Origin of the sequence: Microbacterium sp. SL62 (assembly GCF_026672635.1) — a bacterium.
Taxonomy (GTDB): domain Bacteria; phylum Actinomycetota; class Actinomycetes; order Actinomycetales; family Microbacteriaceae; genus Microbacterium; species Microbacterium testaceum_A.
The window spans coordinates 752,733-765,670 of record NZ_JAPPRM010000001.1 but is presented as its reverse complement, the minus strand read 5'-3'; the positions used below and the strand labels follow the sequence as shown (position 1 = coordinate 765,670).

At 72.0% G+C, this 12,938-nt stretch carries 13 protein-coding genes and 1 pseudogene; 12 read left to right on the top strand and 2 right to left on the bottom strand.

Going from position 1 to position 12,938, the window contains the following annotated elements:
• Positions 1 to 31 precede the first annotated feature (31 nt).
• The gene (locus OVA26_RS03595; protein WP_268103024.1) at positions 32 to 1,312 is read left to right on the top strand and encodes an ATP-binding protein; all 1,281 of its coding nucleotides are present in this window, start codon (positions 32 to 34) and stop codon (positions 1,310 to 1,312) included.
• Positions 1,309 to 2,025, top strand: coding sequence for a response regulator (locus OVA26_RS03590; RefSeq protein WP_268103023.1), 717 nt, complete (start codon positions 1,309 to 1,311; stop codon positions 2,023 to 2,025). The genes OVA26_RS03595 and OVA26_RS03590 overlap by 4 nt, the downstream gene beginning before the upstream one ends.
• Positions 2,026 to 2,032: 7 nt before the next feature.
• Here the strand turns inward: OVA26_RS03590 and OVA26_RS03585 are convergent.
• A pseudogene (locus OVA26_RS03585) lies at positions 2,033 to 2,494 on the bottom strand (nucleotidyltransferase family protein); the annotation flags it as partial.
• A 158-nt stretch (positions 2,495 to 2,652) separates the two neighbouring features.
• Here OVA26_RS03585 and OVA26_RS03580 point away from each other — a divergent pair.
• From OVA26_RS03580 to OVA26_RS03555, 6 genes are read left to right on the top strand one after another with little or no spacing between them, the layout of a single operon-like run.
• Positions 2,653 to 3,618 (top strand): XdhC family protein, encoded by a 966-nt coding sequence (locus tag OVA26_RS03580; RefSeq protein ID WP_268103022.1) that lies wholly within the window; start codon positions 2,653 to 2,655, stop codon positions 3,616 to 3,618.
• A complete protein-coding gene (locus tag OVA26_RS03575) occupies positions 3,615 to 4,913 on the top strand; it encodes an amidohydrolase family protein (RefSeq protein ID WP_268103021.1) in 1,299 nt (432 codons plus the stop codon). Before OVA26_RS03580 ends, OVA26_RS03575 begins: the two co-directional genes overlap by 4 nt.
• On the top strand, positions 4,910 to 5,533 hold the full coding sequence (locus OVA26_RS03570; protein WP_268103020.1) for a helix-turn-helix domain-containing protein: 624 nt from the start codon (positions 4,910 to 4,912) through the stop codon (positions 5,531 to 5,533). Before OVA26_RS03575 ends, OVA26_RS03570 begins: the two co-directional genes overlap by 4 nt.
• Positions 5,530 to 6,477 (top strand): PDR/VanB family oxidoreductase, encoded by a 948-nt coding sequence (locus tag OVA26_RS03565; protein WP_268103019.1) that lies wholly within the window; start codon positions 5,530 to 5,532, stop codon positions 6,475 to 6,477. The genes OVA26_RS03570 and OVA26_RS03565 overlap by 4 nt, the downstream gene beginning before the upstream one ends.
• A 57-nt stretch (positions 6,478 to 6,534) precedes the next feature.
• Complete coding sequence (locus OVA26_RS03560) at positions 6,535 to 6,798, top strand: type II toxin-antitoxin system Phd/YefM family antitoxin (protein ID WP_268103018.1); 264 nt, start codon at positions 6,535 to 6,537, stop codon at positions 6,796 to 6,798.
• On the top strand, positions 6,795 to 7,052 hold the full coding sequence (locus OVA26_RS03555) for a type II toxin-antitoxin system RelE family toxin (protein WP_268103017.1): 258 nt from the start codon (positions 6,795 to 6,797) through the stop codon (positions 7,050 to 7,052). The genes OVA26_RS03560 and OVA26_RS03555 overlap by 4 nt, the downstream gene beginning before the upstream one ends.
• Before the next feature lie 6 nt (positions 7,053 to 7,058).
• Here the strand turns inward: OVA26_RS03555 and OVA26_RS03550 are convergent, their stop codons facing one another.
• On the bottom strand, positions 7,059 to 8,318 hold the full coding sequence (locus OVA26_RS03550) for an MFS transporter (protein WP_268103016.1): 1,260 nt from the start codon (positions 8,316 to 8,318) through the stop codon (positions 7,059 to 7,061).
• Between the two features lie 290 nt (positions 8,319 to 8,608).
• On the opposite strand from OVA26_RS03550, the gene OVA26_RS03545 reads away from it, so the two are divergent.
• From OVA26_RS03545 to OVA26_RS03530, 4 genes are all read left to right on the top strand, one after another.
• On the top strand, positions 8,609 to 9,859 hold the full coding sequence (locus tag OVA26_RS03545; RefSeq protein ID WP_268103015.1) for an amidohydrolase family protein: 1,251 nt from the start codon (positions 8,609 to 8,611) through the stop codon (positions 9,857 to 9,859).
• A 27-nt stretch (positions 9,860 to 9,886) separates the two neighbouring features.
• The gene (locus OVA26_RS03540; RefSeq protein WP_200914124.1) at positions 9,887 to 10,663 is read left to right on the top strand and encodes an ABC transporter ATP-binding protein; all 777 of its coding nucleotides are present in this window, start codon (positions 9,887 to 9,889) and stop codon (positions 10,661 to 10,663) included.
• Positions 10,660 to 11,550 carry an ABC transporter permease gene (locus OVA26_RS03535; RefSeq protein WP_268103014.1) on the top strand — a complete coding sequence of 297 codons (891 nt, stop codon included), beginning with the start codon at positions 10,660 to 10,662 and terminating at the stop codon, positions 11,548 to 11,550. The genes OVA26_RS03540 and OVA26_RS03535 overlap by 4 nt, the downstream gene beginning before the upstream one ends.
• A gap of 122 nt (positions 11,551 to 11,672) precedes the next feature.
• Entirely contained in the window at positions 11,673 to 12,848 is a 1,176-nt protein-coding gene (locus tag OVA26_RS03530) for a hypothetical protein (RefSeq protein ID WP_056225608.1), read from the top strand.
• The last annotated feature ends 90 nt before the right edge of the window (positions 12,849 to 12,938 follow it).

Here is a 12,938-nt window from a genome sequence, read left to right as displayed (position 1 = left end):
TGCTCATATTGCGTGCGACAGGAAGCCCACCATGCGCGAGTACTCCCCGGCGCTCACCCCGCGAGCGGTGAGGCGCGTGCTCGTGGTACTGCCGAGCGTCATCGTTCTGTTCGCCGTGGGGCTGACCACCGTGATCGCCGCCTCGGTGCAGGAGCGCCGCATCCGCGACGACACCGTGGAGCGCGTGTACGACGTGGCCTCCGGGCTCGCCGAGCTCGACGACGTGCGCCTGGCCGCGGCATCCGTGTCGCGCGCCGGAACGGCGGATGATCTCGCGGATGCCGGAGACCTCTCGCCCGCGACGGGGGTGCTGCAACCGCTGGCCGATCTCGTCGAGCGCACGACCGGGGTGTTCTACGTCGTCATCACCGACGACGAGGGCGTGCGCATCACCCACCCCGAGGTCACGCAACGCGGCGTGCTCGTCGAGACCGCCAACGCGAGCGTGCTGGCGGGGACGCCGTTCGTCGGCATCGAGACGGGACCCTCGGGCAGCACGGTGCGCGCGAAGGTCCCCATCAGCTTCGACGGCACGATCGTCGGCATGGTCGCGGTGGGGGTGCTCGAATCGCGCATGCTGGCGGACCGCGACGAGGCCCTCGGTGCCCTGCTGCCCTGGGCGCTGGGGGCGCTCGTGGCTGGAACCCTGGCGTCGTCGCTGCTGGCCGCCGCGATCGAACGGCGCTTCCGGCAGGCCGACGCGCTCGCAGCGGAGCAGGAGCAGAGCACCCGGACGATGGCGGCCCTGCGCGAGCAGGCGCATGAGTTCGGCACGCGGCTGCACGTGCTGCACGGTCTGGTCTCGCACGGAGACACGCGCGACGCACTGGCCTACATCGCCGACGCCGCCCCGACGCTCACCGCCCGCCCGGCCTCGGACACCCGGCTCGGCCCGTCGGTGGTGGGGGCGAGTCTCGAGGCGCTGCGCGCGGAGGTCGCGGCCCTCGGGGCGCACCTCGAGGTGCAGGTCGACCGCGACCTACCCGTCGATGAAACGGTGCTGGTCGTCCTCGCCAACCTGTGTCGCAACGCCGCCGAGGCGGGTGCCTCGCGCGTGCGCTGCACGCTCTCGCAGATCGGCGACCGGCTGCACGGAGCGGTCGACGATGACGGTCCGGGGCTCGACGCGAACGACGTCGAGCGCGCGTTCTCGATGGGCCACTCCTCGAAGCCCGACGTCACCGGCACCGGGCGCGGACTCGGACTCGGGCTCGTCCGTCGCGCCGTCGCCGAGCGCGGGGGCGAGGTCACCGTCAGCCGATCGGCGTGGGGCGGCGCGAGCTTCTCGTTCGAGATGGCGGTGCCGCGATGACCGACGGTCCGGTGCGGGTGCTCGTCGTCGACGACGACGGCGCGGCGCGCGCGCTGCACGGCCGCTTCGTCGACGAGACACCGGGCTTCCGCGTGATCGGCTCGGCGGCGACCGGGATCGCGGCCGTCGAACGCGCGCGACAGGACGTCGACCTGGTGCTGCTCGACATGCGACTGCCCGACATCAGCGGGGTCGAGGTGCTGCACCGCCTGCGGACGCGGGGGGCCGAGGGGCTCGACGTGCTCGTCATCAGCTCGTCGCAGGACCAGGTGACCGTGCGGCAGGCGCTCGCCGCACACGTCGTGGGCTACCTCGTGAAGCCGTTCACGCAGGAGATGCTGCAGCGTCGCCTCGACACGTACCGCCGCGAGCGGCAGGCGCGCGCCGAGGCCGACCGCGATCGCGCTCTGACGCAGGGCGACATCGATCGCCTGCTCGGAACGGGCACGGTGCGCGTGCCCGAACGCTCGTCTCCGGCGCCGCTGCCGAAGGGCCTCGCCCAGGTCACCCTCGACGGGGTGCGGGCGAGTCTCGACCCGGTCGCCTTCGTCTCGGCATCCGACGTCGCCTCCGCCTGCGGCCTGTCGCGGGCCACGGCTCAGCGCTACCTCGAGCACCTGGTGTCGACAGGGGTCATCGACCTCGCGCACCGGTACGGTGCCCGCGGGCGCCCGCGCATCCTCTACCGACTGGCCCCGTCGCCGCCCGGCTGAGCCCGCGTCAGCGCGCGTCGCGGTCGGCTCCCGACCAGAGGTCGCCGCACTCCACGAGGTCGGCTTCCTGGGCGATGAGGTACGGGCGGGCCCCGATGTCACCCGTCACCGCCGCCGAGATCCCCGCCCAGTGCGCGCGGCCGAGCAGCACCGGGTGACCGGGCGCGCCGTCGTAGGTGGCCTGCGCGAGGGCGCCGGGCTCCACTCGGCGGGCGAGGCGGGCGACGGCTGTCGCCGGGACGTCGGGGGTGTCGACGGGCAGCACCACGACGGCGTCGGAGGACCCGGATGCCACGACCTCGAGCCCCGCGCGCAGCGATGCGGCCACGCCGGTGGCCCACTCGTCGACGCGCACGATCGCCGTACCCGCCGGGACGAGACCCGCGGCCTCGTCGAAGCCGGCGCCGAGCGCGACCGCGACGTCGCGGCATCCCCCCTCCCGCAGGGCCCGAACGGCGAGGGCGAGCCACGGGGTGCCGGCGGAGGTGCGCGCGAGGGCCTTGGGCCCCCGAACCGACGCCCCGCGCCCGCGGCCAGCACGAGACCCGACACGGTTCCGGGAAGGGCGGCGGGCATGGTCACGACAGCGTAGCGTGCGCGAAACACGCCCCGATTACGGTCGCATCCATGCTCGAACTGGCCGCCGACCTGGTGCCGCTGATCGACGCGGGCGTACCCGTGGCAGCCGTCACCGTCACGGCCGTCGTGCGCAGCGCCCCCCGCGGCGTGGGCGCGACGTTGGCCGTCACGCGGGACGCGCGGGTGATCGGATCGATCTCGGGTGGCTGCGTCGAGAGCGACGCGGTCATGCTCGGTCTCGACGCGCTGCGCACCGGGACCGTGCGCCGAGCGCGCTTCGGCTTCGGCGACGACGACGCGATCGCGCCGATCGCCGCCGGGCTCGCGTGCGGCGGAGCCGTCGACGTCGTCGCCTACCGGGTCGACGCCGCGCACCGCGACGCGCTGATCGCGGCGCGAGACGGTCTTGAGGCGTCGCTGCGCCTCGAGCTCGACGGCGAGCCGCTGGTGCTCCACCGCCCCGCTCCCCCGCGGCTGATCATCCTCGGCGCCGGCGAGCACGCCGCGGCCCTGTGCCGAGTGGGCGCGGCGGCCGGCTTCGCGGTGACCGTATGCGACGACTGGGCGCTGCTCGTGACGCGGGACCGCTTCCCCGACGCCACCGACCTCGTCGTCGGAGCACCCCACGAGGTCCTCGCCGCTCTCCCCGCCCCCGACGAACGGACGGCGGTGTGCGTCCTCACCCACGACGAACGCCTCGACGTCCCCGCGATCCGCGTGGCGCTGCGCCTGCCGGTGGGCTTCGTCGGTGCCATGGGAGCCCGAGCCACCGTCTCGCGCCGCGCCGGGCTGCTCCGCGCCGCCGGAGTGACGGATGCCGAGCTCTCCCGCCTCCACTCCCCCCTCGGGCTCGACCTGGGTGGACGCTCCCCCGAAGAGACGGCCCTGTCGGTGATCGCCGAGATCGTGGCATCCCGGAACGCGGCCGACGCCCGCCCGCTCCGCGACGCCGGCGAACGCCGCCTGCACGCGATCGCGGGCGGCAGCGCGTCCTGCGCGGTGAGGAGCGCGTGAGCGTCGTCGTCGTCCGCGGAGCGGTCGCCGTCGTGGAGGGACCCGGTCGCGTGCGCACGGGCGACGTCGTCCTCGTCGACGGGATGGTCGTCGAGGCAGCGGACACGACGGATGCCGAGATCATCGACGCCACCGGCTGCGTCGTCGCACCGGGTCTGGTCAACGCCCACCATCACCTCCTGCAGACGGCGTTCCGGACGTTGCCGGGAACCCGCGGCATCCCGATGCGCGAATGGCTCCCGGCCATGGCCGGGGCCTACGCCGAGGCGCGAGTCGATCCCGAACTGACCGGGCTCGCCGCCCGCGCCGGCCTCGCCGAAGCGCTGCTGAGCGGAGTGACGACCGTCGCCGACCACCACCTGACCTGGCCCGCCGAGGCGGACGGCGTCGGGATGGCCCGAGCGGCGGCCCGCGCGGCGACCGACCTCGGCGCCCGCCTGGTGTTCGTGCGAGGAGCGGCGCGCGACGACCCGCAGACCGCGGCCGCGTCAGCGGAGGCGATCGTCTCGGCCCTCGTCCCCGGCCACCCCGGCGGGATCTCGGCCGACGGCATGCTCCAGGTCGCCGTGGGCCCGGCCGGTGTGCACAGCGACCCCCGCGAGACCTTCACCCTGCTCGGCGAGGTCGCTCGGCGCCACGGGCTCCGTCGGCGCACGCAGGCCAACGAGGTCGTCGACGTCGAGATCGCCCTCGAGCGCTACGGCAGGCGTCCCCTCGATCTGCTCGACGACTGGGGCTGGCTCGCCCCCGACGTCACCCTCGCCCACCTGTGCGACATCTCGGACGACGAGATCGCCCGGGTCGCGGCATCCGGAGCCTCCGCCACCCATGCGCCCGGCTGCGACGTGCCCATGGGGTGGGGGATCGCGCCGGTGCGGCGTCTCCTCGACGCCGGCGTCGCCGTCGGACTCGGGACGAGCGGAGGGGGCAGCAACGATGCGGGGCACCTGCTCGCCGACGCGCGCCTGGCGATGCAGGTGTCGGCCCTCGTCGGTCCGCAGCTCGCGGCATCCGACGTCCTGGCCATGGCCGGCGCGGGCTCGGCCGACGGGCTCGGGCGACCCGAGCTCGGCCGCCTCGTCGCGGGCTCGGCCGCAGACCTCTGCGTGTGGGACGTGTCGGGTGTCGCCGACGCCGGCGTAGCCGATCCGGTCGCGGGGCTGCTCTGGGCGTCACCCGGTCGTCGCCCTCGCACGGTCGTCGTCGGTGGACGCACGGTCGTCAACGACGGGCGACTCGTGCGCGCCGACGAGCGCGAGATCGTCGGCGCACTGTTCGAGAGGGTGGGACGATGACGACCATGGCTCCCGTGATGGACACCCCGAGCAGCGACGAACGCCTGGGCGCGCACCTGCGCGGTCTGCGCAAGGCGCGCGGACTCACCCTCACCCAGCTCGCCGAGGCGGCGACCCTGTCGCACCCCTTCCTCAGCCAGTTGGAGCGGGGCCTGGCCCGGCCCAGCATGGCGAGCCTGGAACGGCTCGCCCGGGCGCTCGGGACCAGCCGCGTCGAGCTGCTCGCGGGATCGGAGCCGCCGCGCGCCGACCACGACGCCGAACCCTCGTTCGTCGCCGCCGACGAGGGCGTCATCGGACCGTACGCCGAGGGCACCGCCCGGCTCCTCGCCGAGGGGCCGCGCCGTTTCGAACCCCTCGAGTTCACCGGATCGAACGCCGCGGCCGGCGACCATTACGTGCACGACGAAGACGAGTTCCTCACGGTCCTCGAGGGGTCGATCGTCATCTCGTTCGGCGGTTTCGGCGAGCGCATTCTGCGCGTCGGCGACTCGGTCTACTGCCGCTCGGGCACCCCGCACCGCTGGCACTCGCCCGACGGTTCGACGTACCGACTGCTCATCGTGAAAGAGCTCGTGCACGGCGGGGCCGACGACCTGATCGAACAGGAGAACACGTGAGCGCAGGCGTCACCTTCGAAGCCGTCGTGCGCCGGCGGCGCGATGCCGCGGACGGTGTCGTCGTCCTCGATCTCGAGCGGTCGACCGGCGCCCTGCCGCACTGGTCGCCCGGGGCGCACATCGACGTCGTCCTGCCCGGCGGGATCGAACGGCAGTACTCGTTGTGCGGCTCGCCGACCGAGCGCGGCACCTGGCGGATCGGCGTCCTGCGGGAGCGCGAGGGATCGGTCTGGCTGCACGAGAACGCCCACGTCGGGTCGGCCCTGCGCGTGCGCGGGCCCGCCAACCACTTCCTGTTCGCCCCCACCGCGGGGCGCTCGTACGTCTTCGTCGCGGGAGGCATCGGCATCACCCCGATCGTGCCGATGATCGAGGCCGCCGCGGCCGCGGGCGCCGAGTGGACCCTGCTCTACGTCGGGCGGTCGCGTTCCACCATGGCCTTCGTCGACGAGCTCGAGGCGCAGTACGGCCCGCGGGTCGAGGTGTACGCCGCGGACGAGGGCCGCCGCCTCGACCTCGCCGCCCGTTTCGAGACGCCCGTGACACGCGCCGTCGTGTACGCGTGCGGACCCGCGCGCCTTCTCGAGGGACTGGATGCCGCGATGTCGGGCTGGCCCCGCGGGAGTCTCCACGTCGAGCGGTTCGAGGCGAAGGTGCTCGGCCCTCCCGTGTGGCAGGAACCGTTCGAGGTCGACCTCATGATGTCGGGACTGACGGTGACGGTGCCGCCTGAGCGGTCGGTGCTCGACGTGATCGAGGAGCAGGGCATCGTCGTCCCCTCGAGCTGCCGCGTGGGCACCTGCGGCACGTGCGAGGTCGCCGTGATCGACGGCGACATCGAGCACCGCGATTCGGTGCTCTCCCCCGAGGAGCAGGATGCCAACCGCTCGATGATGCCGTGCGTCTCGCGCGCCGCCTGCCCGCGGATCACGCTCGAGCTGTAGGCGCTCGCGAGTGAGTACATTCTGTACAATTTGCACATTCGAGACTATGCTGTCGTCATGAGTCAGATCGCCGTGACAGACGCCCGTGCTCGCCTGTCGGCGATCATCGACGACGCCCGTGACGAGCCGGTCTATCTCACTCGTCACAACCGTCCCGTCGCCGCGATCGTCGACGCGGCTCAGTTGGAGCAACTGCTCGAGGACGCCGAAGAACTGGCCGACATCCGGGCCGTGGACGCCGCGTGGGACGAGACGGACCGGCTCGCCGAGACTCCCGTTCCCTGGGATGAGGTCAAACGCGACCTCGGCCTCCTCCCGTGACGTATCGGATCGACGTCCTCCCCGCCGCTGTCCGCGCAATCCGGAAACTGCCGCCCGAGGCGAAGCGGCGCACCCAGGCCGTCATCGACGTCTTGGCCGAAGAGCCCCGGCCGCCCGCGGCGAAGAAGGTGACCGCGCGGCCGGAATGGCGAGTGCGAACAGGTGACTGTCGGGTGCTGTACCGGGTCGAAGACGAGGTGCTGACGATCGTGGTCGTCCACGCCGGTCATCGCCGAGACGTTTACGAGAAGTAGCCACCCTCAGCACCCACCCGCCTCGTTCTCGTCGCCTGACGCCCGCGCCGCGGAGGCCGCGACCGGAGGGGCCCAGACGGCGGCGACCACGAGCGGGACGGCGAGCAGTAGCCAGGCCGCGGCCGGAACCGCGGTCCAGCCGAGCAGCGCGCCGACCGCGACGTTGCCGATGAGCACGGCCACGCCGCCGCACGTCGAGAGCAGACCGAAGAACGACCCCGTCGGCAGCGCCCCGGCGAAGCGGGGGACGAGACCCTGCGCGGTGGGGTTCGTCGTCAGATGCCCGACGATGACGAGACCCGCGGCCGCGAACACGGCGGCGATACGCGCGGGGGCGGCGAGCGGCAGGACGGCACTGACGGCGACCACGACGAATCCGGTGGCCGAAAGTCCGTACCCCACCCGCAGAGCACGGGCCGCGCCCACGCACTGGCACCAGCGCGACACCGGCAGCTGCAGCACGAGCGTGAGGGCTGAGACCCACGCGAACATCGCCGCGACGACCCCCGGGCCCGCGTCCGCCCGCGCGAGCTGGAGGGGAAGCGCGAGGTAGAGCTGATTGAAGGCCAGCAGGTCGGCCGAATGCAGGGCCGAGAACGCCACGAACCGTCGGTCGCGGAGCGACCACCAGCGTCCGTGGATCCCCCGCTCCGTCGCCGCGGGCGTCCGACGCGGCAGAGCGTGGGCGAGGAACACGGCGATCAGCACGAAGAGGGCGGCCCCGGCCAGAGCCACCACCACGAACCCCCACCCGAGCAGAGCGGCTCCCAGCAGCGGGCCGAGCACCGCCCCGAACTCACCCGCGACACTCAACCATGCGAACAGCGAGGCGCGGGACCTCGCATCCGCGCGGGCGCGGCGCTGCTCGGCATCCGCCACGAGGATGTTGACCCCCGGCGAGAAGAGGGCGCCGCCGAGACCCGTGAGCACGGTCCCCCCGATGAAGAGGGCGAGGTGAGGGGTCGGAGCCAGCAGCGACAGGGCGAGCGTGGCGAAGCCGAGCACGCGCACGGCACACCCCGCGAGGATCGTCCGCCGCGCGCCGAAGCGGTCGGCGAGCACCCCGCCGACCAGGAACATGCCCTGCTGCGCGAAGGTGCGCACCCCCAGGATCAGACCGATCGCGGCGGCGGTCAGGCCGAAGTCATCGGTGAGCACGAGCGCGAGGAACGGGACGACGGCGAAGAAGCCGACGTTGAACATCAGCTGGGTTCCCAGCAGCACGGGCGTGCGGGCGGCACGGGGCGGGGCGGGAATGACGGGCACGGCGATCTCCGGGGGTGGGGGCGGTGACCGCCCGGACGATCCTGCCATCCCCGCGGGCATGCTCGCGAACGTGGACGATGAGAACGCACCTCCCGTGAGACCGCAGCCTGTCCGACAACTTTGTCGAGAGGGTCACGCGGGGGAAATACAGCGGAAACGCGCGGTTCCTAGCATCGGAACATCGCCGGATGTTGGTCACACCAACACTGACGCCGCCGCCTCGAGCGGCTCGCCCCGCTGCTGTGGCTCCCGTCTCGACGCCTGTCTTCTCGACTCCTCCGGAGGCCCTCGTGTCTGCCGCTCCACCTGTCTCGATCGCCGCACTGCGCGGCGTGCGCCTGGCCTCGGGCGCCCTCGTCGACATCGCGATCGACGGCGACGAGGTGCTCGCCGTGGTGCCGGCCGGCAGCCCCCTTCCCGAGACCGACGGAGAGATCCTCGACCTCGACGGGTACGTCGTCACGGCCGCGGGAGCGGAACCGCACGCGCACCTCGACAAGTCCCAGACCTGGGATGCCATCGACCCCCCGTTCGGCGACCTCGAGCGCGCGATCGAGAGCTGGCATGCCTTCGCCCTGACCCTCGACGAGGACGACACGCTCGAGCGGGCGCGCGCCACGGCATTGCGGATGCTGGCATCGGGCATCACCGCGATCCGGACGCACGTCGATCTCCTGCGCGGAGAAGACGCGCTGACCGGCGTGCGCGCCCTCGTCCGCCTGAGCGCCGAGCTCGACGGGATCATGGATCTCGAACTCGTCGCCCTCGGCGGACCGACGGTGGCCGACGAGGTCTTCGACGCCGCACTGGACGCGGGAATCGACCTGGTGGGCGGAGCTCCGCACCTCGCCGAGGACCCGATCGCCGATCTCGAACGACTCATCGCCCTGGCTCGCCGCCGCGACGTCGGGCTCGACCTGCACACCGACGAGAGCCTCGCCGGAGCCGACACCCTCGCCGCCTACGCGAGCGCGGTCACCGGGTGGCATCGCCCTCGCACCGCGGGCCACTGCGTGCGCCTGAGCATGATGCCCGCGACCGACCTCGAACCCCTCGCGGCCGCCGTCAGCGCCGCCGACATCGGCATCATCGCCCTCCCCATCACGAACCTTTACCTCCAGGGCTGGGGCGCCGACCACGCCACCCCTCGCGGTATCGCTCCGATCCGCCGCCTCAAAGACGCGGGAGTGCGCGTCGCGGCCGGCGCCGACAACGTGCGCGACCCGTTCAACCCCGTTGGACGGTGCGACCACCTCGAGACCGCCTCCCTGCTGGTCAGCGCCGGTCACCTCGCCCCCGCGGACGCCCTCGACGCCGTGACCGTCGGCGCCCGAGACGTGATGAACCTCCCCTTCGCCGGGCCCGTGGCCGGCGCCCGTGCCGACCTCGTCGCGGTGAAGGCCGACTCGCTCGGCGACACCGTGGCCTTCGCCAGCGCCGACCGCGTGGTGCTGCACCGGGGTCGGCTCGTGAGCCGCACCACGGTATCGACCCGAACCGCCGTCCCCACCCCGACCGCCGCGCCCGCGACGGCCTCCTGACCACCCGAACGGAAAGCGAGCGCCCCCGTGACATTGGCCTCTCCCGCTCCCGCAGACGTCGCGGCATCCACCGCTCCTCTGCTGGACTTCCGCAACGTCGCCATGACGTTCCCCAACGGCACCACCGCGCTCTCCGGCGTCGACCTCACCGTCCAGCGCGGCGAGTTCGTCAGCGTCGTCGGCCCCTCCGGCTGCGGCAAGTCGACCCTGCTGCGCATCGCCTCCGGCCTCGAGACGGCGAGCGAAGGCACCGCCACCGTCGCCACCGACCGCATCGGCTACGTCTTCCAGGACGCGACCCTGCTGCCGTGGCGCGATGTGCGCTCCAACGTCGAGCTGCTCGCCGAGCTCAACTGGCAGCCCAAGCGCGTCCGCGCACCGAAAGCGCAGTGGGCGATCGACCTCGTCGGCCTCAACGGCTTCGAGAAGCACCTGCCCAAGCAGATGTCGGGCGGCATGAAGATGCGCACCTCGCTCGCCCGCTCCCTGACGCTCGACCCCGAACTGTTCCTCTTCGACGAGCCGTTCGGCGCGCTCGACGAGATCACCCGCGAACGCCTGAACGATGAACTGCTGAAGATCTTCGTCGCGCAGAAGTTCGGGGGGCTGTTCATCACCCACTCGGTCTCCGAGGCCGTCTACCTCTCCACCAAGGTCGTCGTGATGTCGGGCCGCCCCGGTCACCTCGTCGACACCTTCGAGGTCCCCTTCGACATGCCCCGCGATCCCGAGATCCGCTACACCGGCGAATTCGCGAAGCTCGTCGGCGAGGTCTCCCACGCCCTCCGGGAAGGACACTCATGAGCACCACCTCCGCAGAGCCCGTCGTCTCCGACACGGCCGAGTCCTCGGCATCCGTTCCCCCCGTCGAGCCGCCCCGCCCCCGCGTGGCGAAGGCCCGACGCGGGTTCGGGGCCCGGGCCGCGCTCCTGGGCCCGCCCCTCGGCGTCCTCGTCGTGCTGCTGGGCATCTGGTACGCGATCTCGCTCACCCTGAGCGCCTCGGGCAAGGGCTTCCTCATGCCCATGCCGCACGAGATGTTCACCTCGGGCTTCTTCGACCCGCAGGTGAGCAGCGACATCTGGGTCGCCCTGTTCCGCACCACGGGTGTCGCCCTCGCCGGCCTCGGCATCGCGATGATCATCGGCATCGGATGGGCCATCGCGATGTCGCTCGCCCGGTGGATCGAGCGCTCCACGTACGCCTACGCGGTGGTGCTCCAGTGCATCCCGATCCTCGCACTCGTGCCCCTGGTGGGCTTCTGGTTCGGCTACGAGTTCCTCGCCCGCGTGATCGTCTGCGTCCTGATCGCCCTGTTCCCGATGGTCTCGAACACGCTCTTCGGTCTGCAGTCGGTCGACAAGTCGCAGCGCGAACTCTTCCGCCTGCAGAAGGCCGACAAGTGGACCGTGCTCACCAAGCTCACCCTCCCGGCCGCGCTCCCCTCGATCTTCGTCGGCATGCGCACCTCCGCGGGACTGTCGGTCATCGGCGCGATCGTCGGCGACTACTTCTTCCGCCGCGGCGAGCCGGGCATCGGCTCGCTCATCGCCAACTACCAGTCGCGCCTGCAGAGCGCCGAACTGTTCGCGGCGATCCTGGCCGCCTGCCTGCTGGGCGTTGCGATCTTCGCCTTCTTCGGCTGGTTGTCGAAGGTGGCCGTCGGTCGCTGGTACGACAGCACCCTCTGACCAGACCATCCGACCTCCGGATGCCACGCCCTCCACTCGCGCCACAGCGCGGGTGGCGGCATCCGGCGTACCCGAAACACCCCGCACCCGAGAGCTCCACCCGTCACAGAAAGCGAACCAGCATGCAGCGCTCCACCCTTCTTCGCGGCACCGCCGTCACCGGCGCCGTCGCGATCGCCCTCACGCTCAGCTCCTGCGCCGGCAGCGCCGCGGAGACCGCTCCCTCGACCGACCTGAAGATCGGCTCCGTCGACCTCTCGGCCGACTGCCCCTCGACGGTCGTCATCCAGACCGACTGGAATCCCGAGGCCGAACACGGTCACCTCTACGAGATGATCAAGGACGACTACACGATCGACGCCAACACCAAGGCGGTCACCGGGCCGCTGATGTCGGACGGCGAGTACACGGGCGTGAACCTCGAGATCCGCGCGGGCGGCCCCGCGATCGGCTTCCAGACGGTCTCGGCGCAGATGTACCAGGACGACAAGATCACCCTCGGCTACGTCAGCACCGACGAGGCGATCCAGCTCTCGGGAACCACGCCCACCAAGGCCGTCTTCGCCCCGCTGGACATCAGCCCGACCATGGTCATGTGGGACCCGGCAACCTACCCCGACGTCAAGACCATCCAGGACGTCAAGCCCGCCCTCGAGAAGAACAAGGGCGTGTGGCGCTACTTCGACGGCTCGGCCTACATCGAGTACCTCAAGAGCTCCGGCCTCGCGTCGTCGGACGTGCTCGACGGTTCGTACGACGGCACCCCGTCGAACTTCGTCGCCGCCGGCGGCAAGGACATGCAGCAGGGCTTCGCCTCGGCCGAGCCGTACGTCTACCAGAACGAGGTCTCGGCCTGGGGCAAGCCGGTGAAGTTCGCCCTCATCCACGACTCCGGATGGCAGACATACCAGTCGTCGGTGTCGGTCAAGGCGGACAAGTTCGACGAGCTCTCGCCCTGCCTGTCGAAGCTGGTCCCCGTCCTGCAGAAGGCCGGCGTCGCGTATTACAAGGACCCGAAGGCCGCGAACGACCTGATCCTCAAGCTCGTCGACGAGTACGCCACCGGCTGGACCTACACGCAGGGCGTGGCGGACTACTCCGACAAGACGCAGGTCGACCTCGGCCTGGTGGGCAACGGCCCCGACTCGACCTACGGCAACTTCGACGACAGCCGCTTCTCGGACTTCTTCACCAAGGCGAGCAAGGTCTACACCGACCTGGGCACCCCGCCCGCGTCGGGCTACACCCCGGCCGACCTCTACACGAACGAGTTCATCGACAAGAGCATCTCGTTCTGACCGACCGGCCCGGTCCGCCTCGTGCGGGCCGGGCCGCTGGGGGCGGTCCGGCCGCACCCGCGCCCCGAAACCCGGTCACCGCTCCGTCGC

Bases quoted from the DNA above. Each gene is read 5' to 3' on its own strand.
- OVA26_RS03595 (WP_268103024.1), top strand. From the start codon at position 32: ATGCGCGAGTACTCCCCGGCGCTCACCCCGCGAGCGGTGAGGCGCGTG.
- OVA26_RS03590 (WP_268103023.1), top strand. From the start codon at position 1,309: ATGACCGACGGTCCGGTGCGGGTGCTCGTCGTCGACGACGACGGCGCG.
- OVA26_RS03580 (WP_268103022.1), top strand. From the start codon at position 2,653: ATGCTCGAACTGGCCGCCGACCTGGTGCCGCTGATCGACGCGGGCGTA.
- OVA26_RS03570 (WP_268103020.1), top strand. From the start codon at position 4,910: ATGACGACCATGGCTCCCGTGATGGACACCCCGAGCAGCGACGAACGC.
- OVA26_RS03560 (WP_268103018.1), top strand. From the start codon at position 6,535: ATGAGTCAGATCGCCGTGACAGACGCCCGTGCTCGCCTGTCGGCGATC.
- OVA26_RS03535 (WP_268103014.1), top strand. From the start codon at position 10,660: ATGAGCACCACCTCCGCAGAGCCCGTCGTCTCCGACACGGCCGAGTCC.
- OVA26_RS03530 (WP_056225608.1), top strand. From the start codon at position 11,673: ATGCAGCGCTCCACCCTTCTTCGCGGCACCGCCGTCACCGGCGCCGTC.